22 protein-coding genes and 1 other RNA gene are annotated in these 23020 nt (G+C 63.1%); 12 read left to right on the forward strand and 11 right to left on the reverse strand.

Annotated features, from left to right (window positions below):
- Positions 1 to 142 precede the first annotated feature (142 nt).
- Both BLP99_RS05325 and BLP99_RS05330 read left to right on the forward strand, forming a co-directional pair.
- Positions 143 to 1927, forward strand: coding sequence for a type IV pilus assembly ATPase TfpB (locus BLP99_RS05325; RefSeq protein ID WP_072390422.1), 1785 nt, complete (start codon positions 143 to 145; stop codon positions 1925 to 1927).
- 85 nt (positions 1928 to 2012) lie between these two features.
- Positions 2013 to 2333, forward strand: coding sequence for a DUF2388 domain-containing protein (locus BLP99_RS05330; RefSeq protein WP_172834654.1), 321 nt, complete (start codon positions 2013 to 2015; stop codon positions 2331 to 2333).
- 88 nt (positions 2334 to 2421) lie between these two features.
- Here BLP99_RS05330 and gcvH read toward each other — a convergent pair whose 3' ends face one another.
- The 8 genes from gcvH to BLP99_RS05370 form a co-directional block, all read right to left on the reverse strand.
- Positions 2422 to 2808, reverse strand: a complete 387-nt coding sequence (gene gcvH / locus BLP99_RS05335; protein WP_072390428.1) for a glycine cleavage system protein GcvH — start codon at positions 2806 to 2808, stop codon at positions 2422 to 2424.
- A gap of 48 nt (positions 2809 to 2856) precedes the next feature.
- Positions 2857 to 3939 (reverse strand): glycine cleavage system aminomethyltransferase GcvT, encoded by a 1083-nt coding sequence (gene gcvT / locus BLP99_RS05340; protein WP_072390433.1) that lies wholly within the window; start codon positions 3937 to 3939, stop codon positions 2857 to 2859.
- A gap of 334 nt (positions 3940 to 4273) precedes the next feature.
- The gene (locus tag BLP99_RS05345) at positions 4274 to 5881 is read right to left on the reverse strand and encodes an ABC transporter permease (RefSeq protein WP_092179880.1); all 1608 of its coding nucleotides are present in this window, start codon (positions 5879 to 5881) and stop codon (positions 4274 to 4276) included.
- 214 nt (positions 5882 to 6095) lie between these two features.
- The gene (locus BLP99_RS05350; protein WP_072390439.1) at positions 6096 to 7100 is read right to left on the reverse strand and encodes an extracellular solute-binding protein; all 1005 of its coding nucleotides are present in this window, start codon (positions 7098 to 7100) and stop codon (positions 6096 to 6098) included.
- Between the two features lie 113 nt (positions 7101 to 7213).
- Positions 7214 to 8431, reverse strand: a complete 1218-nt coding sequence (locus BLP99_RS05355) for a 2-octaprenyl-3-methyl-6-methoxy-1,4-benzoquinol hydroxylase (RefSeq protein WP_176776492.1) — start codon at positions 8429 to 8431, stop codon at positions 7214 to 7216.
- Between the two features lie 80 nt (positions 8432 to 8511).
- Complete coding sequence (gene ubiH, locus BLP99_RS05360; RefSeq protein ID WP_072390445.1) at positions 8512 to 9711, reverse strand: 2-octaprenyl-6-methoxyphenyl hydroxylase; 1200 nt, start codon at positions 9709 to 9711, stop codon at positions 8512 to 8514.
- Positions 9708 to 11042 (reverse strand): Xaa-Pro aminopeptidase, encoded by a 1335-nt coding sequence (pepP, locus tag BLP99_RS05365; protein ID WP_072390448.1) that lies wholly within the window; start codon positions 11040 to 11042, stop codon positions 9708 to 9710. Before pepP ends, ubiH begins: the two co-directional genes overlap by 4 nt.
- Positions 11043 to 11069: 27 nt before the next feature.
- Positions 11070 to 11624, reverse strand: a complete 555-nt coding sequence (locus BLP99_RS05370) for a YecA/YgfB family protein (protein ID WP_072390451.1) — start codon at positions 11622 to 11624, stop codon at positions 11070 to 11072.
- A gap of 121 nt (positions 11625 to 11745) precedes the next feature.
- Here BLP99_RS05370 and BLP99_RS05375 point away from each other — a divergent pair, with 121 nt between their 5' ends.
- The 4 genes from BLP99_RS05375 to BLP99_RS05390 all read left to right on the forward strand — a co-directional run bounded on the left by BLP99_RS05375 (position 11746) and on the right by BLP99_RS05390 (position 13201).
- Entirely contained in the window at positions 11746 to 11955 is a 210-nt protein-coding gene (locus BLP99_RS05375) for a TIGR02449 family protein (RefSeq protein WP_017845111.1), read from the forward strand.
- Entirely contained in the window at positions 11952 to 12269 is a 318-nt protein-coding gene (locus BLP99_RS05380) for a cell division protein ZapA (protein ID WP_072390454.1), read from the forward strand. The genes BLP99_RS05375 and BLP99_RS05380 overlap by 4 nt, the downstream gene beginning before the upstream one ends.
- A 30-nt stretch (positions 12270 to 12299) precedes the next feature.
- Positions 12300 to 12479: non-coding RNA, 6S RNA (ssrS, locus tag BLP99_RS05385), on the forward strand.
- A 116-nt stretch (positions 12480 to 12595) separates the two neighbouring features.
- Positions 12596 to 13201 carry a 5-formyltetrahydrofolate cyclo-ligase gene (locus BLP99_RS05390; protein WP_072390457.1) on the forward strand — a complete coding sequence of 202 codons (606 nt, stop codon included), beginning with the start codon at positions 12596 to 12598 and terminating at the stop codon, positions 13199 to 13201.
- Between the two features lie 35 nt (positions 13202 to 13236).
- Here the strand turns inward: BLP99_RS05390 and BLP99_RS26375 are convergent, their stop codons facing one another.
- Positions 13237 to 13383: a hypothetical protein gene (locus BLP99_RS26375; protein ID WP_092179885.1), complete on the reverse strand. Its 147-nt coding sequence runs from the start codon at positions 13381 to 13383 to the stop codon at positions 13237 to 13239.
- Positions 13384 to 13578: 195 nt separating this feature from the next.
- Between BLP99_RS26375 and BLP99_RS05400 the strand changes: the two genes are divergently transcribed.
- From BLP99_RS05400 to BLP99_RS05415, 4 genes are all read left to right on the forward strand, one after another.
- Complete coding sequence (locus BLP99_RS05400) at positions 13579 to 14028, forward strand: EVE domain-containing protein (RefSeq protein WP_072390460.1); 450 nt, start codon at positions 13579 to 13581, stop codon at positions 14026 to 14028.
- A gap of 81 nt (positions 14029 to 14109) precedes the next feature.
- Entirely contained in the window at positions 14110 to 15075 is a 966-nt protein-coding gene (locus BLP99_RS05405; RefSeq protein ID WP_371128581.1) for an HlyD family secretion protein, read from the forward strand.
- Entirely contained in the window at positions 15072 to 17798 is a 2727-nt protein-coding gene (gene rbbA / locus BLP99_RS05410; protein ID WP_092179889.1) for a ribosome-associated ATPase/putative transporter RbbA, read from the forward strand. The genes BLP99_RS05405 and rbbA overlap by 4 nt, the downstream gene beginning before the upstream one ends.
- Positions 17798 to 18916: an ABC transporter permease gene (locus BLP99_RS05415; RefSeq protein ID WP_072390469.1), complete on the forward strand. Its 1119-nt coding sequence runs from the start codon at positions 17798 to 17800 to the stop codon at positions 18914 to 18916. The genes rbbA and BLP99_RS05415 overlap by 1 nt, the downstream gene beginning before the upstream one ends.
- Positions 18917 to 18976: 60 nt before the next feature.
- Here the strand turns inward: BLP99_RS05415 and BLP99_RS05420 are convergent, their stop codons facing one another.
- Positions 18977 to 19393: a flagellar basal body-associated protein FliL gene (locus BLP99_RS05420; protein ID WP_072390879.1), complete on the reverse strand. Its 417-nt coding sequence runs from the start codon at positions 19391 to 19393 to the stop codon at positions 18977 to 18979.
- Between the two features lie 150 nt (positions 19394 to 19543).
- On the opposite strand from BLP99_RS05420, the gene BLP99_RS05425 reads away from it, so the two are divergent.
- Both BLP99_RS05425 and glpT read left to right on the forward strand, forming a co-directional pair.
- Positions 19544 to 20521 carry an NADPH:quinone oxidoreductase family protein gene (locus tag BLP99_RS05425; RefSeq protein ID WP_076406002.1) on the forward strand — a complete coding sequence of 326 codons (978 nt, stop codon included), beginning with the start codon at positions 19544 to 19546 and terminating at the stop codon, positions 20519 to 20521.
- A 285-nt stretch (positions 20522 to 20806) separates the two neighbouring features.
- Positions 20807 to 22156 carry a glycerol-3-phosphate transporter gene (gene glpT, locus BLP99_RS05430; protein ID WP_072390475.1) on the forward strand — a complete coding sequence of 450 codons (1350 nt, stop codon included), beginning with the start codon at positions 20807 to 20809 and terminating at the stop codon, positions 22154 to 22156.
- Here the strand turns inward: glpT and BLP99_RS05435 are convergent.
- Complete coding sequence (locus BLP99_RS05435; protein ID WP_072430928.1) at positions 22132 to 22800, reverse strand: gamma-glutamylcyclotransferase; 669 nt, start codon at positions 22798 to 22800, stop codon at positions 22132 to 22134. The two genes, glpT and BLP99_RS05435, sit on opposite strands and share 25 nt — an antisense overlap.
- Positions 22801 to 23020 lie beyond the last annotated feature (220 nt).

Consider the following 23020-nt stretch of genomic DNA (forward strand, 5'->3'; position numbering starts at 1 on the left):
AACGCCGGAGCAGGAAATTGAAACGCATTGGTCGAATAGTGGCCCAACGGTGCATGGGGTCGGGACTATCCTTTTGCAGACCGGGAAGGCGCCGAAGCGTCTACATCGCGGCTTTGCTGAATTTGTCCAATAGGAAACCCGCATGTCCACCAAACACGCCACTCAGGACCGCTGGCTGGACCTCAACGATCTGCTGCGCCAACTGGTCGCCCAGGGCTTCATCAGCCAGGACTCGGCCGAGACCGCGCTCAACGCCCGGCGGCGCCACGGTGCCAATGCCCAGTTGCATCCGCTGGAGTTCATCGCCAACCAGCACCTGGACGACCTGAGCCGCCCAGGCAAGCGACTCGACCTGGAAAGCCTGACCCTGTGGCTGTCCCAGCAGGCCGGCCAACCCTACCTGCGCATCGACCCGCTGAAGATCAACGTCGCGGCCGTCACGCCCCTGATGTCCTACGCCTTCGCCCAGCGCCACAAGATCCTGGCGGTGGCGGTCGATCGCGACGCGGTCACCGTCGCCAGCGCCCAGCCGTACGTCAGGAGCTGGGAATCGGACCTGACCCACGTCCTCAAGCTGCCGATCAAGCGAGTGGTGGCCAACCCCGTGGATATCCAGCGCCTGAGCGTGGAGTTCTACCGCCTCGCCAAATCGGTCAGCGGTGCCAGCACGACCGACCAGCAACCGAGCAACCTGAGCAACTTCGAGCAACTGCTCAACCTTGGCGCCAGCGACCAGGAGCCGGACGCCAACGACGCGCACATCGTCAATATCGTCGACTGGCTGTTCCAGTACGCCTTCCAGCAACGTGCCAGCGATATCCACATCGAACCACGTCGCGAACAGGGGACGGTGCGGTTTCGCATCGACGGGGTGCTGCACACCGTCTACCAGTTCCCGCCGCAGGTGACGATGGCGATCATCAGTCGCCTCAAGAACCTGGGGCGAATGAACGTCGCGGAAAAGCGCAAGCCCCAGGACGGCCGGGTCAAGACCAAGACCCCGGACGGCGGCGAGGTGGAATTGCGCCTGTCGACACTGCCCACGGCCTTCGGCGAAAAGATGGTCATGCGGATCTTCGACCCGGAAGTGCTGCTCAAGGACTTCGACCAGCTCGGCTTTTCCGCCGATGACCTGCGGCGCTGGCAGGACATGACCCGCCAGCCCAACGGCATCGTCCTGGTGACCGGCCCCACCGGGTCCGGCAAGACCACCACCCTCTACACCACCCTCAAGAAGCTGGCGACACCGGAGGTGAATCTCTGCACCATCGAGGATCCGATCGAAATGGTCGAGGCCTCCTTCAACCAGATGCAGGTGCAGCACAACATCGACCTGAGCTTCGCCGCCGGAGTCCGGGCGCTGATGCGCCAGGACCCGGACATCATCATGATCGGCGAGATCCGCGACCTGGAAACCGCCGAGATGGCGATCCAGGCCGCGCTCACCGGACACCTCGTGCTCTCGACGTTGCACACCAACGACGCCCCCAGCGCCATCAGCCGCCTGCTGGAACTCGGCGTGCCCCATTACCTCATCAAGGCCACGGTACTGGGGGTCATGGCCCAGCGCCTGGTGCGCACGTTGTGTCCCCATTGCAAGGCCCCCCTGGCCCTGGACGAGGACGACTGGCAAACCCTGACGCGCCCCTGGCAAGCCCCGCTGCCCAGCAACGCCCAGCAGGCCGTCGGCTGCCTGGAGTGTCGCGACACCGGCTATCGCGGGCGCGCCGGGGTGTATGAAATTCTTCAATTGAGCGACAGCATCAAGGGGCTCATCCACGCCGACACCGACCTGCTGGCGGTGCGTCGCCAGGCCTTCAAGGAAGGCATGCGCAGCTTGCGACTGTCCGGCGCCCAGAAGGTCGCCGCCGGGCTGACGACCGTGGAGGAAGTGCTCCGGGTGACGCCGCAAAGCGAACAGAAATGAGTTCGGCGACACCTGACCAGGCAGTCACGGAACTGAATCGAGGCGCAGGTAATCCAAAGTCATAGTTAACCCTGTGGAGTCACCTATCATGCGTCTCAAACTTGCTGTCGCGACCCTGGCCTTGCTGTCTCTTCCTGTTGGCTCGGCGATGGCCGACACGTTTTGGCGTAACGTCATTTCATCCGGTGCGACCACCGGTTCCACCTACCTGACGTTCAAGGACAACAAGCTGATCGTCGCCGCCCAGGACGACGCCGGCAGCTTCGTCGCCAGTGACGGCAACATCCGCGGCCCATACCTGGAAGCGGCCATGCAGAAAGTCCGTGCCGACAACCCTGGCCTGCAGGCCAGCGACATGGAACTGGCCAACGCGATCCTGGCGAAAAACGCCATCGCCCAGGACTGATTCAACGCCAAAAAAAAGCCGCTCGATCAAGCGGCTTTTTTTTGGCTGAGAAAAGTCGACGTCAACATCGACCATCCTGTGGGCGCGGTTATTCGCCGATAGCGGCTTTGTAACCCGCTGCATCCAGCAATTTGCCCAGGTCGGCATCTGCATCGGAAGGCTTGATCTTGAAGATCCACGATTCGTAGGGCGTATTGTTCAGCGCTTCCGGCTCGTCACCCAGGGCTTCGTTGACTGCAACGACTTCACCCGACACGGGCGAATAGATGTCCGAAGCTGCCTTCACCGATTCCACCACCCCTGCCGCATCACCGGCCGCCAATTCTTTGCCAAGCTCCGGCAGCTCGATGAACACGACATCACCCAGTGCCTCCTGAGCGTGATCGGAAATACCCACGGTGACGCTACCGTCAGCCTCCAGGCGCGCCCACTCGTGACTTTCGGCAAAACGCAGTTCGGCAGGGATGTCGCTCATATTCTGTGTCCTCTAGAGAAGTGTCAGCGGCCAATGGCCAGCAAAAGGTTAGATCAGGGTTTTGCCATGGCGGACGAAGGTCGGCTTGACCACCCGTACCGGGTACCACTTACCGCGAATTTCCACCTCGGCACGGTCGGCGGTGGCCATCGGAACGCGTGCCAGGGCGATCGACTTGCTAAGCGTAGGAGAAAAACTACCACTGGTGATCTCCCCTTCGCCAACATCGGCGATGCGAACCACCTGATGGGCACGCAGGACGCCGCGTTCCTCCAGCACCAGGCCGACCAGTTTATGCTGCACGCCTGCGGCCAGCTCGGCTTCCAGCGCCGCGCGCCCGATGAACTGACGGCTCGCCGGCTCCCAGGCAATGCTCCAGGCCATGTTCGAGGCCAGTGGGGAAATGTCCTGGTGAATGTCCTGACCGTAGAGGTTCATGCCGGCCTCCAGGCGCAGGGTGTCCCGGGCGCCGAGGCCTATGGGAGAAATACCGGCGCCCACCAGGTCGTTGAAGAAACTTGGCGCTTCGTGTGCAGGCAGGACAATTTCCAGGCCATCCTCACCGGTGTAGCCGGTGCGGGCGATGAACCAGTCACCGTCGGCGCGCCCTTCGAAAGGCTTTAGCTGCTGGATCAACTGGCCACGTGATTGAGTGACCAGCTCGGCAATCTTGTGCCGGGCCTGGGGCCCCTGGATCGCCAGCATCGCCAGCTCGGGACGTTCGCGCAGTTGCACGTCATATCCGCCGAGCTGCGCCTGCATCCAGGCCAGGTCCTGGTCGCGGGTCGAGGCATTGAAGACCAGACGGTAACTGTCCTCGATCCGATAGATGATCATGTCGTCGACGATGCCGCCGCGTTCGTTGAGCATGGCGCTGTAGAGGGCTCGCCCCGTTTGCTGCAAGCGGTCCACGTCGTTGGCGAGCAGGCGTTGCAGCCAGGCCTTGGCCTGGGGACCGTCGACATCGATCACGGTCATGTGGGATACGTCGAACACACCGCAGTCGCGACGCACCTGATGGTGCTCCTCGACTTGCGAACCGTAATGCAAGGGCATATCCCAACCGCCAAAATCGACCATCTTCGCGCCAAGGGCGAGATGAAGGTCATACAGAGGCGTACGCTGTCCCATGGGTTTCTCCTTCCGGGCTTGGCGAAGATGCGGACGGGCACTGCACAGCGCGAACGCCGAAGAGTATTTTCAGCCGCTCTCAGTTACCCGGTCTGACAGACAGACCGCACCGAATGCCGCGCATTGTAGCCGCATGACAGTAGACTGACACCTGCGACCGCTAGGCTCTGTTTGAAAAGTCTTGAGACTAAGGTCAGGCAGGGCGAAAACCGGCGAGGAACGACCGGGGTCGCGCTCGACTTTACTGGAGTAAATGAGCATTGCGATCGGACTCGCGCACGAGCCAGCGTTTTCAACGCAGCATGAACGAGTATCAAGGCTTTTCAGACAGGGCCTAGCGTGCCGAACGACGTATCAATCCGATCACCGGCAACAGCCCCACCAGCACCAGGGTCAACGCCGGCAAAGCGGCCCGCGCCCACTCCCCCTCGCTGGTCATCTCGAAGATCCGCACCGCCAGCGTGTCCCAGCCGAACGGGCGCATCAGCAGGGTCGCGGGCATTTCCTTGAGGACATCCACGAACACCAGCAACGCCGCGCTCAAGATGCCGGGCAGCAGCAAGGGCAGATACACTTTGAAAAACAGTCTTGGGCCACTGGCCCCAAGACTGCGTGCAGCTTCGGGCAGTGAAGGACGGATTCGTCCCAGGCTGCTTTCCAGCGGGCCGTATGCCACCGCCAGGAAGCGCACCAGGTACGCCAGCAACAGGGCCGACAGGCTGCCCAGCAACAACGGCTGGCCCGCACCGCCAAGCAGGGTCGACAACGGTATGACCAGTTCCCGATCCAGGTAGCTGAACGCAAGCATGATCGACACTGCCAGTACCGAACCCGGCAAGGCATACCCCAGGTTCGCCAGGCCCACGCCGGCCCGGATCGTACGGGTTGGCGCCAGGCGGCGGGCGAAAGCCAGCAGCAGCGCCACACACACGGTGACCAGTGCCGCCAGGCTACCCAGGTAAAGTGTGTGGAGGATCAACCCGGCATAGCGCTCATCCAGGTCGAAGCGCCCCCGCTGCCAGAACCACACCACCAGTTGCAGTACTGGAATGATGAAAGCACAGGCGAACACCAGCAGGCACCAGCCACTGGCCGCCACGGCCTTGACTCCCCGCAGGTGGTACAGAGCCTTGACCCTGGGCCGCTCGTTGCTGGCCCGCTGGGCTCCCCGGGCGCGACGTTCGCCATAAAGCACCAGCATCACCGCCAGCAACAGCAGGCTGGCCAATTGCGCCGCACTGGAGAGGCTGAAGAAGCCGTACCAGGTCTTGTAGATGGCGGTGGTGAACGTGTCGAAGTTGAACACCGACACCGCGCCGAAATCCGCCAGTGTCTCCATCAACGCCAGTGCCACGCCGGCTCCGATGGCTGGCCGGGCCATCGGCAGCGCCACTCTCCAGAAGGCCTGCCAGGGCGATTGGCCCAGCACCCGGGCCGCCTCCATCAAGCCCTTGCCCTGGGCCAGGAACGCGCTTCGCGCCAGCAGATACACATAGGGATAGAACACCAGCACCAGCACCAGGATCACCCCACCGGTGGAGCGCACCCGAGGCAGGCGCAGGCCACTGCCGAACCCTTCGCGCAGCAAGGTCTGCACCGGGCCGGCAAAATCCAGCAGGCCGACGAAAACAAAAGCCAACACATAGGCAGGGATCGCGAATGGCAACATCAACGCCCAGTCGAGCCAACGTCGGCCGGGAAATTCGCAGAGGCTGGTGAGCCAGGCAAGGCTGACCCCCAGCAAGGTGACACCCACCCCTACACCGATGATCAACGTCAACGTGTTGCCCAGCAGACGTGGCATCTGGGTGTCCCAGAGATGGGACCAGATCTGCCAGTCAATGCTCTGCCAGGAAAGCAGCAGGACACTCAGGGGCAGCAGGACCAACGCGGCGATGACGAAGACCAGGGGGTACCAGCGGCGTTGGACAGGGTGGGTCAAGGGGGATTCTCGTTCAAATGACTGTGCCCACGTTTTGCGTGGGCACTTATTCTATGACGCAGCCATTCAGCCGCACAGGACATGTGGTGATGAAGGGGCGCCTTCGGTTGGCTTTCCAGGCATGCGTCGCGATGAGCCTCTCCAAGCGGCGCTCGTATCCGGATCGCTTCGCCCCGCAGGAATCGACTCCCTCGTCACAGAGCCTGGCCGGCGATCAGTTCCAGCCAGCGCGGTCCATCATGCGAATGGCTTCGGCCTGGCGCTTGCCCGCCACTTCCACCGGCAGGGTGTCTGCCTTGAACGGGCCCCAGGCAGCCACTTCCTTGGACGGCTGCACCTTCGGGTTGGCCGGGAATTCCTGGTTGATGTCGGCAAAGATGCTCTGGGCTTCGGGCGTGGTCATCCACTCCACCAGCTTCTTCGCCGCCTCCGGATGCGGCGCGTACTTGGTCAGGCCGATACCCGAGAGGTTGATGTGCACCCCACGGTCTGCCTGGTTGGGCCAGAACAGTTTCACCTTCAAGTCCGGTTTCTGCTGGTGCAGGCGACCGAAGTAGTAGGTGTTGACGATGCCGACATCGCACTGGCCGGCATTGATGGCCTCCAGCAACGCGGTATCGTCGGAGAACACATCCGTGGACAGGTTGCGGACCCAGCCCTTGAGGATCTGCTCGGTTTTTTCGGCACCGTGGGTTTCGATCAGGGTGGCGGTCAGGGACTGGTTGTAGACCTTCTTCGAGGTGCGCAGGCACAGGCGGCCTTCCCACTCATCGCCTGCCAGGGCTTCATACGTAGTCAGCTCGCCGGGTTTGACCCGCTCGGTGGAATAGGCAATGGTCCGCGCCCGCAGGCTCAAGCCTGTCCAGGCATGGGAAGACGCGCGGTACTGGGGCGGGATGTTGGCATCGATCACCGGGGAGGTGAACGGCTGGAGGATGCCCATCTGCTCGGCCTGCCAGAGGTTGCCGGCATCGACGGTCAGCAGCAGGTCGGCAGTGGCGTTTTCGCCTTCGGCCTTGATGCGTTGCATCAACGGCGCTTCCTTGTCGGTGATGAACTTCACCGGGACGCCGGTCTTCTTGGTGTACGCATCGAAGACCGGCTTGATCAGTTCATCGATACGCGAGGAGTAGACCACCACCTCATCGGCGGCCTGGACGGCCGTGGTGCCGAGCAGGGTCAGGGCGAGGGCGGACAGCAGGCGCTTGGATGCCAACATGGTAGCGGTCTCTCGATTATGAACGAGCGCAAATGATAAGGACTCACATTTGGCGTCACAATCGAACCTTGGGCCAAGACGTTTCCAAATGTTGCACGTCGGGGCAACAGCGTTCAGGCCTTGGCCAGGTCCGGCAAGTCCCCGGTCAATCCCAGCGCCTCGCGTACGAACAACGCCTTGGCCTCGGGCAACCCGTCCACCAGCCGCAGCCCGGTGTTGCGCAACCAGCGCACCGGCAACGGATCGGCCTGGAACAACCGTTCGAAACCTTCCATCGCCGCCATCAACGCCAGGTTATGGGGCATGCGCCGACGTTCGTAGCGACTCAGCACCTTGACGTCCGCCAGCCGCTCGCCCCGCCCGCTCGCCTGGAGCAACACTTCGGCCAGCACCGCCGCATCGAGGAACCCCAGGTTGACCCCTTGGCCCGCCAGGGGGTGAATGGTGTGGGCCGCATCGCCGATCAGCGCCAGGCCTTCGGCCACGTAGCGCTTGGCGTGCCGTTGACGCAACGGTACGCACAGGCGTGGGTCGGCCTCGATGACCTGGCCGAGCTGGCCTTCGAAGGCCCGCTCCAGCTCGCCGCAGAAAGTGCCGTCATCGAGGGCCATCAAACGCTGCGCTTCGCCGGGCGTGGTGGACCAGACGATCGAGCACCAGTCGTGTCGACCATCGCGCTCCAGGGGCAGGAACGCCAATGGCCCGTTATCGGTGAACCGCTGCCATGCCGTCATCCGATGCGGCCGGGCGCTGCGCACGCTGGTGACGATGGCGTGATGCAGGTAATCCCACTCGCGCGTGGCTACCCCCGTCAGCCGGCGCACCGCGGAGTTCGCGCCGTCGGCGGCGATCACCAGGGGGGCCCGCAGGGTACGGCCATCGGCCAGGGTCAGCAGCCATTCGTCACCGGAGCGGCGCATCTGCTCCAGCCGTGCGTTGGCCAGCAGGCCCAGGTCGCAGTCGTGCAGCCGGTCCAGCAACGCATCCTGCACCACACGGTTTTCCACGATGTGCCCCAGTACGTCGGCATGCAGGCTGGCAGCCGAGAAATGGATCTGTCCGGTACCGCTACCGTCCCAGACGTGCATATCGGTATACGGGCTGGCACGCCGTGCGGCGATCCCCCCCCAGACGCCCAGACGCTCCAGGATCCGCTGGCTGGCCGCCGACAAGGCACTGACCCGGGGTTCGAACGGGGCCTGGGAGTCGAAGGGTTTGACACTCATCGGGCTGCCATCGACCAGCAACACTTGCAGGCCACTGCCTTGCAAGGCCAGCGCCAGGGCGCTGCCGACCATACCGGCGCCGACAATCAGCAGATCTGCACGCAATTCCATGCTTCAAGCCTGTGCTGCGGGCGACATCAGCCGCCCTTGGAAAGATTGATCGGACCTGGTGCCCATGGCATCGCTCATACATCGCTCCAGACATCGGGCCGCGTTCCCAGGCCCATGGCCTGGCGGGCGAACCAGCGCTTGGCCCCAGGCAAGAGGTCGAGGCCCAGCAGGCCCAGGTTACGCCCCAGGGAAACCAGCGGCAGGCTGCTGCTGAACAGGCGAGTCACCTGGTCGGAGAACCCGACCGTCAGGTTCTGATCCAGTCGCTGGCGTTCGCGATAGGCTTGCAACACGGCGAAGTCCCCTGGCGGGGTGTCACTGTCGAGCAAGGCGTCCGCCAAGGCCTGGGCATCGCGCAAGGACAGGTTGAACCCCTGCCCGGCGATCGGATGCAGGCTATGGGCAGCATTGCCCAGGATCGCCAGGTGCGGGCGCACCTGCTCTTCGGCCTCCACCAGCGCCAACGGATACAGATGGCGCGCGCCTACCTGCTTGAGGATGCCCAGTCGATACCCGAACACGCCCTGCAGTTCCTCCAGGAAACTGCGCTCGTCGAGGGCCGCCAGACGTTGCGCGTCCATACCCTGGCGGGTCCAGACCAGTGCGCAGCGGTTCTCCGGCAACGGCAGCAGGGCCATCGGCCCCTCGTCGGTGAAACGTTCGAAGGCCATGCCGTTATGGGCTTCGCCAGGGGTGATATTGGCAATCAACGCGCTCTGGTCATAAGGACGGTGCCGCACGCCTACGCCCAACTGCTCCCGCAGATTGGAACGGCCGCCGTCTGCCAGCACCGCCAGGTCGCATTCCAGGGTGGTTTCATCATCCAGGGTCAGGCGGTAGCCGCCTGCCAGGGGCTCCATCCGAATGACCTGCGCCGGGCACCGCCAGCTCACTACGTCCCTGTCCAGGCCCTGCCACAGGCACTGGCCGAGCCAGGCGTTTTCCACCACGTAGCCCAGAGCGGGCACCCCCTCTTCCATGGCCGACAGCCGCGCCGTGGAAAATCGCCCGCGATCGGACACGTGGATTTGCTTGATGGGTTCGGCGCGACGGGAAACCTCCTGCCAGAGACCGAGGCGCTGGTAGATCTGCCGGGAACCGAACGACAGCGCCGAGGAGCGGGCATCGTAGCTCGGCTGCCAGGCGTCGCCGGGGGCGAAAGGCTCGATCAGGGTGATCGTCCAGCCCCGGGCCTTGGCACCGGCCTGCAGGGCCAGGGCCAGGCTCGCGCCGACCAGGCCTCCGCCGATGATTGCCAGATTGACCCGGCTCATGCCGCTTGCGTCCGCGCGGCGGCCATCAGGGCCTCGATTTCGGCTACTGTCTTCGGTACATCCCTGGTCAGGATTTCACAGCCGTTCTTGGTCACTACCACGTCGTCCTCGATGCGCACGCCAATGCCGCGCCATTTTTTCGCTACGCTGCGGTTGCCGGGCGCGATGTAGATGCCCGGCTCCACGGTCAATGTCATGCCGACTTCCAGCACCCGCCACTCGCCACCGACCCGGTATTCACCCACGTCGTGCACGTCCATGCCCAGCCAATGGCCGGCACGGTGCATATAGAACGTGCGATAGGCTTCGCTGGCGATCAACTCGTCCACGTCCCCCTCCAGCAACCCCAGGCGCACCAGCCCTTCGGTAATGACCCGCACGGTCGCTTCATGGGCCTGGTTCCAGTGCTTGTCTGGCGCGATCTCGGCGAACGCGGCTTCCTGGGCGGCCAGCACCAGCTCGTAGATCGCCTTCTGCTCGGGCGAGAACCGGCCGTTGACCGGCCACGTCCGCGTGATGTCACTGGCGTAGCAGTCGATTTCACAACCGGCGTCGATCAACACCAGGTCGCCATCCTTGAGCAGCGCATCGTTCTGCTGGTAGTGCAGGATGCAACCATTGCGACCCGCCGCGACGATCGAGCCATAGGCCGTCATCTTCGCCCCGCCCTTGCGGAACTCATAATCCAGTTCGGCTTCCAGGCTGTATTCGTACAGTCCCGGACGCGCTGCCTGCATCGCCCGCACATGCGCACGAGCGGAAATCCGGGCTGCCTCGCGCATGACCTTCACTTCCGCCGCCGATTTATACAGGCGCATGTCATGCAGCAGATGATCCAGGGCAACGAATTCGTTCGGCGGCTGGGCGCCGAGGTTGGCCTTGGAGCGAATCACGTTGATCCACTCCATCAGGTGCCGGTCGAATTCGGGATTGCTGCCCATGGCCGAATAGACCCGGTCGCGGCCTTCTATCAGCCCCGGCAGGATGTCGTCGATGTCGGTGATGGGAAACGCGTCGTCGGCGCCGTAGTCACGGATCGCGCCCTCCTGGCCGGCTCGCAGGCCATCCCACAACTCACGCTCGGCGTTGCGCTCGCGGCAGAACAGGATGTATTCGCCATGGACCCGGCCCGGCATCAGCACGATCACCGCCTGAGGCTCGGGGAACCCGCTGAGGTACTGGAAATCGCTGTCCTGGCGATAGACATGCTCGACGTCGCGATTGCGGATCGCCACGGCGGCCGCGGGCAGGATGGCGATGCTGTTGGGTTCCATCTGCGCCATCAGGGCCTTGCGGCGACGGCTGTATTCCGATTTCGGGATATGGATCATGGGCAGACGGCTTTCCCTTTCCAGCAATCAGTGCAAGGACGGCTTGGCGGCCGGCTCGGCGGTTTTCCGGGTCTCGGTGAACAGCAACAGGGGCGCGACCCGCAGGTATTCCATCACTTCCATGTAATCGCTTTCGCCGTCATCGGACTCTTCCAGGGCATCCTGGACTTGGGAAATCGCCGCCAGGTCCTGCAGCACTTCGTTCGCCTCGGCGCTCAGCGCATAGGCGCGGCGAGTCAGGCCGAAGCCGGCAAGGAAACCCTGGCACCACTGGCCCAGCGCGGCAGCGCGTTCGGCCAGCGGCGCATCGTCGGTGGGCAGCAGCAGGACGACAGTCATGTCATCGCTGGTCAACTCACCCTTGACCATCTCCTGCAGGCCGATGAGAGCATTGCGGACGTTGTCCGCCGGCTCGCCTTCCAGCAGCTCGGCGGCGTCGGCCAGCCAACCCTCGGCGTCGAAGCCGGCACCGGCGCAGCTGCGGCCGAGCAACAGGCCATGCAGTTCGGCAGGCGATACGGGGTGGCCGCTGGTGCTCAGCAGGGTGGCGAAAGCTTGATACGGGGAATTCTGAATGGGCATGGGCAGCTAGGCGCCAGACGGCGCTATGTCTAGAATGGAGGCCTTGTATCCTACATCGACAGACTCGCCAAGACCATTAAAGGCTGTGCGACCCACATCCCCCATCAGACAGTGGATCACAATGGAAGACACCGACCTGCAAGCGCTGATGGCCAGACTCGAGCTGCTAATTGACCGGGTCGAGCAACTTAAGCGTCAAAACGGACTCCTATTAGCTCAGGAAAAGACCTGGCGCGAGGAACGCGCGCACCTCATTGAAAAAAACGAAATCGCCCGGCGTAAGGTCGAATCGATGATTTCGCGCCTCAAGGCCCTGGAGCAAGACTCATGAGTTCAAGCAATAGCGTTACCGTGCAGATCCTCGACAAAGAGTATTCGATCATCTGCCCCCAGGAAGAGCGCAACAACCTGGTGAGCGCCGCCCGCTACCTGGACGGCAAGATGCGCGAGATCCGCAGCAGCGGCAAAGTCATCGGTGCCGACCGCATCGCCGTGATGGCCGCCTTGAACATCACCCACGACCTCTTGCATCGCCAGGATACGCCCGAGGTACAGATCAGCGGCTCGACCCGCGAACAGGTCCGCGACCTGCTCGAACGGGTGGATCTGGTACTGGCCACCGATCCGGACGTCAGCAAGGGCTGATTCGCGAGACAGCCTGAGGTATACTCGCCTCACTCCCTGGGGTGCTTGCCAGTTGGTGATGTCCCTGAGCCGATACGCACAACCACGGGGGTTGCACGTTGGGGCCGGTGTGCATGTCCGCTTGACGGAAAGCCTTAACGCCTCCTGCAACTTCCACCTTGAACTCTCGGGTTCAAGGGCTAAGCCGACAGCGGTTCATCCGGGGAGCCTGAATCTTCAGACAATGCCAGTCATCAAGACTGGCATTGTTGTGTCTGGCATCGGCATTTCTGGTGGCATCGTTTACGGTTACGCTGTGCGTCCATGAACCATTCCAAGCACCGACCATGACCGAACCCGCGCTACTGCCTCGTCCACAACTGCGACGCCTGCTGCGTCAGGCCCGCCGCGCCCTGACACCGGCCCAGCAACGCGAAGCCGCCCGCGGCCTCTATCGGCAACTGGCCCAGCACCCCTTGTTTCGCCGTGCCAGGCATATCGCCCTGTACCTGCCCAACGACGGCGAGATCGACCCGCGCCTGCTGCTGCGCGCCGCCCAGCGTCGAGGCAAGGCCACCTACCTGCCGGTGCTCAGCCCGTGGCCTCGCACCAAGATGGTTTTTCAACGCATCCGCCCCGGCGAGAAACTGCGCCCCAACCGTTTTCGCATCCTTGAACCCCATGTCAGCATCGCCCGGCAACGCAAGGTCTGGGCATTGGACCTGGTGCTGTTGCCACTGGTGGGATTCGACGATGTGGGAGGCCGGCTGGGCATGGGGGGTGGATTCTACGACCGAAGCCTGGCCTATCTGGCGCGGCGCAAGCAATGGCGAAAGCCGACGTTGCTGGGCCTGGCTCATGAATGTCAGAAGGTCGAAAGGCTGGCGCAGGCGAGTTGGGACGTACCGCTGCAAGGAACGGTCAGTGACAGGCGCTGGTATATCGCGCAATAGACGCCGCATTGGACAGCGGCGTCCGAAAGGCAGGTTCAGCGTTTAAGCGACGGCGCGGGCTGGGTGATATCCATCGGCGCTTCGGTCTTGCTGGCCCAAAGACTCTGGGCGTAACCCGTGGTCACGACACCCAGGCCGAACAGAATGACCAGAATCCACAACAAATCCGGTTTGCGTTTCATCGATTGCCCCCCTCAAGGCATATCACACACGATGACAGCAGCGGTTTTCTTATTGGCCGTGCAGCAGCGTCAAGCTTGGAAGGCCGGCATTTTGCGGCAACCTGAACCGACACGCAAACACTGGCGTCAACCGACTGTCGGTTTGTCATAAAATCGTAGAACTTTTTTCAAACCCTGTCTCCAGGAGTAGAAACCATGGCCCATTGGCTGATGAAATCCGAGCCCGACGAACTGTCCATCCGAGGCCTGGAGCAGCTCGGCCAGGCACGCTGGGATGGCGTGCGCAATTACCAGGCACGCAACTTCCTGCGGGCCATGGCCCAGGGCGACACCTTTTTCTTTTACCACTCCAGCTGCCCCGAACCCGGAATCGCCGGTATCGGAAAAATCGTCAAGGCCGCCTATCCCGACCCTACGGCCCTGGAACCCGATAGCCCTTACTTCGACCCGAAGGCCGGTCCGGACAAGAACCCCTGGAGCGCGCTGGACGTGGGCCATGTCGAGACATTCCCCCGCGTTCTGAAGCTGGACTTGCTCAAGCAGCAGAGCGCCCTGGCCGAGATGCCACTGGTGCACAAAGGCTCGCGCCTTTCGGTCATGCCGGTGACGCCCGAGCAGTGGGCAGCGATCATAGCGCTGCGCTGACAGGTCATGAGTTGATGGATATCAAGCTCGACCCAGGATTGTGCAGCTAGACTGCAGCGCTACAGCCGCAGGATGCCGGACATGTCGACGCCCCCTCACCTCTCTCGCTTTTTTGTCTTCGCCCTGATGGCGGTGTTGCTGGCCGCCGGTGGATTCGGCTATTGGAAATCCCGGCAGGATCGCCTGCCGGAGGGTCTGAGCATGGGCAACGGTCGCCTCGAGGCCACCGAAGTCCAGATCGCCAGCAAAACCCCGGGCCGGCTGGCGCAAGTCCATGTCGATGAAGGCGACCATGTGGTCAAGGGCCAGTTGCTGGCGCGCATGGACACCCGGACCCTCGAGGCCCAGCGCAACCAGGCCGAGGCCGAAGTGACGCGGGCCCGGGAGAACCTGGCGGCCACCGAGGCCAACGTGCAACTGCGACACAGCGAGCAACTGCTCGCCCACCAGGAGCTCAAGCGAACCCAGGAACTGTTCAAGCGCGGCTACGCCAGCGAACAGACCATCGACCAGCAGCAAGCCCGCTTCGATACCGCCAACGCCGCCGTCAACGCGGCCCGGGCCCAGGTATCGGCGGCCGCCGCCGCCATCGGTGCGAGCCTGGCCCAGGTCGCCCAACTGACCAGCGAAATAGACGACAGCAGCCTGCGCGCGCCCATCGACGGCGTGATCCAGCTGCGCCTGGCCGAACCCGGCGAAGTGTTGGGCGCAGGCGGACGGGTGCTACTGATGATCGATCCGAACGACCAGTACATGAACCTTTATCTGCCGGCGTCGGTGGCCGGTAAGCTGACCGTGGGGGACGAGGCGCGGCTGTTGCTCGACGCCCTGCCCGAGCGACCGCTGCCGGCGACGGTCAGCTTCGTGGCGGCCAAATCCCAATTCACTCCCAAGGAAGTCGAAACCCGCGACGAACGCCAGAAACTGGTATTTCGGGTCAAGATACGCCTGACCCGGCCCGGCGAAGTTCCCCAGGCCAAGCCCGGCATGCCCGGCGCCGGCTACGTGCGCACGGCCCCCGTCGATTGGCCGGCCAACCTGCAATGAACGCCAGCGGCGGCGAGCTGGCACTGCACGCCTCAGGCCTCGAGCACCGCTACGGCCCGCATGTCGCCCTGAGCGACATCGCCTTCAGCCTGCCCGCCGGCACCCGTTGCGGCCTGATCGGCCCGGACGGGGCAGGCAAGTCGAGCTTGCTGGGGCTGATTGCCGGCGTGAAGAAGCTCCAGCAGGGTCGGTTGGAGGTACTGGGCGCCTCGATCGAGGAGCGGCGCCATCGCAACACCCTCTATCGTCGCATCGCCTTCATGCCTCAAGGACTGGGAGGCAATCTTTACCCGGACTTGTCGATACGCGAGAACGTCCGGTTCTTCGGCACGCTGTTCGGGTTATCCCGGGGCGAGTGCGAACAGCGCATGGGCAAACTGCTGCTGGCGACCGATCTGCAGGGCTTTGCCGACCGCCCGGCGGGCAAGCTGTCCGGCGGCATGAAACAGAAACTGGGCCTGTGTTGCGCCCTGATCCACGAACCGGACCTGCTGATTCTCGACGAACCCACCACTGGCGTGGATCCGCTGTCCCGGCGCCGCTTCTGGGAACTGGTAGAGGATGTACGCCGACAACGGCCACAACTGACCCTGCTGGTCGCCACGGCCTATATGGAAGAGGCCGAGCAGTTCGAGCACTGCCTGATGCTCGACAACGGTCGCTTGCTGGCCGAGGGATTGAGCAAGGAATTGGCGGCGGTCACACCCACCGGCAAGCTCGACTCGGCGTTTACCCATTTCCAGGGCGACAGCAGCCGCGACACCGAGCCGTTGGCGATTCCGCCCAGGAACAGCGACACCGCCGACATCGCCATCGAGGCCCACGACCTGACCTTGCGCTTCGGCGACTTCACGGCAGTCGACAAGGTCAGCTTCGCGATTGGACGCGGGGAGATCTTCGGCTTCCTGGGCTCCAACGGTTGCGGCAAGACCACCACCATGAAAGTGCTGACCGGGCTCATGCCCGCCAGCGAAGGCAGCGCCCGGCTGCTGGGCAACCCGGTCGATGCCAGGGACCTCGCCACCCGCAAACGGGTAGGTTTCATGTCTCAGAGCTTTTCACTGTATGGCGAATTGAGCGTGCGCCAGAATCTGGCCCTGCACGCCAGGCTGTTCGACCTGCCCAAGGCCGAAAGTGGCAGCCGCATCGAAGAACTGATCGAGCGCTTCAAGCTGCGGGACCACGCCGACCAGCCTTCCGGCGCCCTGCCCCTGGGCCTGCGCCAACGCTTGTCACTGGCGGTGGCGGTGCTGCACCGTCCGGAAGTCCTGATCCTGGACGAACCGACATCAGGCGTCGACCCGGCGGCGCGGGACGACTTCTGGCGATTGCTGATCGAGCTGTCTCGCGAACAAGGCGTGACGATTTTCCTCTCCACGCACTTCATGAACGAAGCCCAGCGTTGCGACCGCATTTCGCTGATGCACGCCGGCAAGGTGTTGGCCTGCGATACGCCGCAAGCCCTGCAGGCACAGTTCAACGGCCAGACCCTGGAGGCCGCGTTCGTCACTTGTCTGGAGCAGGCCCAGGGTCAGACCCAGTCAGGCACTCCCCCGGTAACCCTCGACAGCAGCGAGGCCCCGCGGGACCGGCATGGCCTGAGCCTCGGTCGGCTGCTGGCCGTCGCCAGCCGGGAGGGCAAGGAACTGCTGCGGGACAAGGTCCGCATGGCATTCGCCTTGCTCGGGGCGCTGTTCATGATGGTGATCTTCGGCTACGGCATTTCCCTGGATGTGGAAAAACTCGCATTCGCCGTGTTCGACCAGGATCAGAGCCCGCAGAGCCGCGCCTACCTGGAAGCTTTTCGCAGCTCACGCTACTTCGAGGAGCAACCGGCCATCCGGGACGCCGATGAGCTGCATCGACGCCTGCAACGCTCGGAAATCAAGCTGGCCCTGGAGATCCCGCCCGGCTTCGGACGTGACCTGTATGCCGGCCGGCAGCCCACCGTCGGCGCCTGGCTGGACGGAGGCATGCCGTTTCGCGCCGAAACCAGCCGTAACTACGTCCAGGCCGTGCATCAAGCCAATCTCGAGCAGTTGGCCGAACAGAGCAGCCCGGCGCTGAACCCACAGGCCGGGGCGAAGCTGCAGACCCGGTTTCGCTACAACCAGGACGTGGTCAGCGTGAATGCCATTGGCCCAGGGGTCATGGCGCTGATCCTGGCCTTCATCCCGGCCATGTTGACAGCGCTGGGCATCGTCCGGGAAAAGGAGCTCGGTTCGATTACCAACTTCTACGCCACACCACTGACCCGCCTGGAGTTCCTCCTGGGCAAACAGGCGCCCTATCTGGTTGTCAGCCTGATCAACCTGGCCTTGCTGACGGCGATGAATCGCTGGTTGTTCGGCGTGCCGTTCAAGGGCAGTGGCCTGGCACTGGCATTGGGCGGCCTGCTCTACGTGCTGGCGACTACCAGCATGGGGATGCTGATCTCGGCATTCACCCGCACCCAGATCGCGGCGATCCTCGGCACCATGATCATCACCAGCCTGCCGACCATCCAGTTCTCCGGGCTGATCGTGCCGCGCTCGTCCCTGGAAGGCTCCGCGGCGCTGATGGGCCAGTTGTTTCCCGCCGGCTACTTCCTGGACATTGCTGTCGGCACCTTCACCAAGGCCCTGGACCTGCGCCAGCTGTGGCCGCAATGCCTGGCCTTGTGCGGCTTCTTCCTGGGATTCACCGGGCTTAGCCTGCTCATGCTGAAGAAGCAGGAGGCCTGATGCATACGCTTTCACACATCTGGCGCCTCGGACTCAAGGAATTGACCAGCCTGAGATATGACTCGGTCCTGCTGCTGTTCCTGGTCTACGCCTTCACCGTGGCCATCTACATGCCGGCCGCAGGTTCAGTCATCGGCGTTCACAACGCCAGCGTGGCGGTGGTGGATGAGGACCAGAGCCACCTCTCCCGCCAACTGGCCCAGGCGCTGCAGCCACCAGAGTTCCAGACACCGGTGGCGCTACCCTATGGGGAGCTGGACAAGGTCATGGACAGTGGCCGCTACACGTTTGTCATCGACGTGCCCGCCAATTTCCAGACCGACCTGCTGGCCGGCCGCGAGCCGGCGCTGCAACTGAACGTCGATGCCACGGCCATGAGCCAGGCCTTCATGGGGGCCGGCTACATCGGGCGGATTTTCCAGCAGGAATTGATGAGCTACAGCGGCCAGGCGCAAGCGGCTGAGCGAACGCCCGTGAAGCTGGCCACCCGGTCACTGTTCAACCCCAACCTGGAAGGCGGCTGGTTCCTGGCCGTGATCCAGATCGTCAATAACATCACGATCCTGGCCATCATCCTGACGGGCACTGCGCTGCTGCGCGAACGCGAGCACGGAACCCTCGATCACCTGCTGGTGCTGCCATTGACGGCGCTGGAGATCATGCTGGCGAAAATCTGCAGCAATATGCTGGTGGTGGTCCTGTGTACCTGGATCTCACTGGAAGTCGTCGTCAAGTTCGCACTGGGGGTGCCCCTCGCCGGCTCCCTGCCACTCTTCCTGGCAGTGACTGCCCTCTACCTGTTCGCCAGCACCGCGCTGGGTATTTTTCTGGCTACCCTGGCTCGCTCCACGCCACAGTTCGGGCTGCTGTCGATTCCCGTCATTATCCCGATGCTGCTGCTATCCGGCGGCAGTACGCCGCTGGACAGCATGCCGCAATGGCTGCAGTGGGTGATGCAGGGCTCGCCATCCACCCATTTCGTCAGCCTGGGGGCGGCGATCCTGTTCCGTGACGCTGGCGTCGATGTGGTGTGGCCGGACCTGCTGGCGCTGGCGGCCATCGGGCTGCTGTTCTTCGCGATCGCGCTGGGGCGGTTCCGCAAGAGCCTGGCCTCTTGATGCGGCCTTGAGCCACGCGCGCGATTCTCGGCGCGTGCCTCAAGGCTGCGATGCAGCGACCTACTGGATGATCAGGTTGTTGAAGAGCAGGTCATCCACCATCGGCTTGCCTGTCTCGTCGTTCATGACCTGCTGGGTCTGCTTCAACGCTTCCTGACGCAACTTTTCCTTGGCTTCAAGGTTGTTCATCGTCTCGCTGGTCTGCTGGGCGAACAGCGCAACCAGCTGGTTACGGATCAGCGGCTCGTTGGCCTTCACCGCCGCCGCCGCGGCATCGCCCGTGACGCGCAGGGCCACGTCGGCCTTGTAGACCTTGAGCTTCGCCGTACCGTCCAGGCCATAGTTGCCCACGAAAGGCGGGCTAAGGGTGATGTAACTGACCTTCGGCGCCTCGCCTTCCTTGGCCTCCTTGGCCTCTTCGGCCGTCGCCATCACAGGCAGCGACAGGGCCAGCATCAACATGATCCACGCTTTCACATTCGACTCCTCATCCGGTTTGCGGCCCAGCATACCGCCCCGCCGCTCAAGCACAAGCTTATGGCCGGCTATCAGGGCAGGGCATGCTCGTTGACCCATTGACTCTCACACCTACACTTATCGGCCAACACTCCCAAAGGAATAGCCCTGATGAAAGCCGTGCTGTGCAAAGAATTCGGCCCCGCCGAATCGCTGGTGCTGGAAGAAGTCGCCAGCCCTGTCGCGAAAAAGAACGAAGTGTTGCTGGATGTGCATGCCGCCGGGGTGAATTTCCCTGACACGCTGATCATCGAGGGCAAGTATCAGTTCAAGCCTCCCTTCCCTTTCTCGCCCGGCGGCGAAGCGGCGGGAGTCATCCGTGAAGTGGGCGAAAAGGTCAGCCACTTGAAAGTCGGCGACCGGGTCATGGCGCTGACCGGCTGGGGCAGCTTTGCCGAACAGGTCGCGGTGCCGGGCTATAACGTCCTGCCCATTCCATCGTCCATGGACTTCAACACCGCCGCGGCATTCAGCATGACCTACGGCACCTCGATGCATGCCCTCAAGCAGCGAGCCAACCTGCAACCCGGCGAAACCCTGCTGGTGCTGGGCGCCTCCGGCGGCGTCGGCCTGGCCGCGGTGGAGATCGGCAAGGCCATGGGCGCCCGGGTGATTGCCGCCGCCAGCAGCGCGGAAAAACTCGCCGTGGCCAAGGCCGCGGGTGCCGACGAATTGATCGACTACAGCGAAACGAGCCTGAAGGATGAAATCAAGCGCCTCACCGACGGCCAGGGCGCCGATGTGATCTACGACCCGGTGGGTGGGGACCTGTTCGACCAGGCCATTCGCGCCATCGCCTGGAATGGCCGGCTGCTGGTGGTGGGGTTCGCCAGCGGTCGCATCCCCGAGTTGCCGGTGAACCTGGCGTTGCTCAAGGGCGCCGCCGTGGTAGGGGTGTTCTGGGGCTCCTTCGCCCAGCGCCAGCCCCAGGACAACGCCGCCAACTTCCAGCAGCTGTTCGGCTGGTTCGCCGAAGGCAAGCTCAAGCCGCTGGTTTCCCAGGTGTACCCCCTGAGCCAGGCCGCCCAGGCCATCAATGACCTGGGCCAGCGAAAGGCCGTTGGAAAGGTGGTCGTGCAAGTGCGTTGAATGCACCAGGGCGGTCCTGGCCGGATTTGCGCAGGCCGCCCTGGACGAGCTTTTTCCCCTCCCCCCTTCCTCAAGCAGCTTTGCGGCGTGATATCGAATCACGCCTAAACGGTCTGCGCCGACATCTCCTACAACGCCATCTGTTTATATCTGAGCGACATGTTCATTTAAGAACATTCGTTGCGGGAAGTTTTTGCTATTTAAGCGATGAGAAGCAATGCTATTTTCGGTAACGAAACTGTAACATTCGCATCCGCAGTCATAACAAGAATCTGGAGCCCTTGAATGTTTGCTTTCTTTCGTCCCGCCACTCATCAGGCACCTCTGCCTGAAGAAAAAATAGACAGCACCTACCGACGCCTTCGCTGGCAGATCTTCGCTGGCATCTTCATTGGCTACGCCGGCTACTACCTGCTGCGCAAGAACTTTTCCCTGGCCATGCCGTACCTGATCGACGAAGGCTATACCCGCGGTCAGCTGGGCGTGGCCATGTCGGCCATCGCCATTGCCTATGGATTGTCCAAGTTCCTCATGGGCCTGGTGTCCGACCGTTCCAACCCACGCTACTTCCTGCCATTCGGCCTGCTGGTCTCTGCGGGGGTGATGTTTATTTTCGGTTTCGCACCTTGGGCGACGTCCAGCGTGACCATGATGTTCATCCTGCTGTTCATCAACGGCTGGGCCCAGGGCATGGGGTGGCCGCCCAGTGGCCGGACCATGGTGCACTGGTGGTCCCAGAAGGAACGCGGTGGCGTGGTGTCGGTGTGGAACGTTGCGCATAACGTCGGCGGCGGTCTGATCGGTCCACTGTTCCTGCTGGGAATGGGCTGGTTCAATGACTGGCACGCTGCGTTCTATGTCCCGGCGGCCGTGGCGCTGATGGTTGCGCTGTTCGCCTTCGCGACCATGCGCGACACCCCGCAATCGGTGGGCCTGCCGCCCATCGAGAAATACAAGGACGATTACCCGGAAGGTTACGACGCCAGCCACGAGAACGAATTCAGCACCAAGGAAATCTTCGTCAAGTACGTGCTGCGCAACAAGATGCTGTGGTACATCGCCTTGGCCAACGTGTTCGTCTACCTGCTGCGCTACGGTGTGCTGGACTGGGCGCCCACCTACCTCAAGGAAGCCAAGGGTTTCACGGTGGACAAGAGCTCCTGGGCGTATTTCTTCTACGAGTGGGCAGGTATTCCGGGCACGCTGCTGTGCGGCTGGATGTCGGACAAGATCTTCCGTGGCAACCGTGGCCTGACAGGCATGGTGTTCATGGCGCTAGTGACCGTGGCGACGCTGGTGTACTGGCTGAACCCGGCGGGCAACCCGACCGTCGACATGATCGCCCTGGTATCCATTGGCTTCCTGATCTATGGCCCGGTCATGCTGATCGGCCTGCAGGCGCTGGAGCTGGCACCAAAGAAAGCCGCTGGCACCGCTGCCGGCTTCACCGGTCTGTTTGGCTACTTGGGCGGCTCGGTCGCGGCCAGTGCCGCCATGGGCTATACCGTGGACCATTTCGGCTGGAACGGCGGTTTTGTCCTGCTGGTGGGCGCCTGCCTGCTGGCAATGGCCTTCCTCGCGCCCACCCTGGGGCACAAGCAAGTCGCCAGTCAGAGCCGAGAAGTGACGGCCTGATCGCGCACTGACCCGCAGCGCTTGAGCCGCGCCTCCAGATTCCGGTCTGGCATGGCGTGGCTACGCAGGGCCTGGATGGTCTGCTCGACGTAATCGCGGGTCGTGCCATAACGCCCACACGCACTTTCGAACACCTGGTTCAGCACATGGTCCGGCACGTTGCCGGCATAGCTGGGCAGGTGTCGCTCCAGTACGAATCCCAGCGCCTGCACCCGGTTGCCATTTTCGAGGCGGCAACTGAGCCAGTGGGGCCGATACGACGGGAAGGGCATCTCGCGCTGCCATAAGGCAAACAGCGAGTCCTCGAGGTTCTCTTGCGGCAACCGATAAGCGAAACCGCTGCACGAACCGCCGCGGTCCAGCCCGAACACCAGCCCCGGCAACTCCGGCGTGCCACGGTGTTCATGGGACCATAGATACAGGCCGCGATGATAACCATGGACTCGCCCGCGCACCCGCTCCACCGCTGTGCACTCCGGCCGCCAGATCAACGAACCGTAGGCGAACAACCAGACCGGGCCACCTTGGTGCAGGCGCATGGTCGATTGCATCGAAGCGAGCAATTGCTCGCCAGTCAGCTGTGGCCCCAGGTCGAGCCGCGGTGGGTACGGGACACAGGGGATGGCGGATTCGATAGCGGTCATGGCCGGTAGCGGTTGGCTCCTCGCGGGTTGGAAGTGGACCGTCGCGCGTCAGGGGGCTGACGTCTGAGCGAAGCGACGCAAATTGAATGCCATGAATGATGGGGCGATGGCATATACCTTAACGGCATCTGGCTCATGAGCTAAATATCGAATGGGCATATGTGCAGATATATATCTTTGGAGAGGGGCTGCCGGGCTAGGCAGCAGCTCCTGAAAGCAG

It is taken from the genome of Pseudomonas sp. NFACC32-1, assembly GCF_900101215.1.
GTDB lineage: Bacteria > Pseudomonadota > Gammaproteobacteria > Pseudomonadales > Pseudomonadaceae > Aquipseudomonas.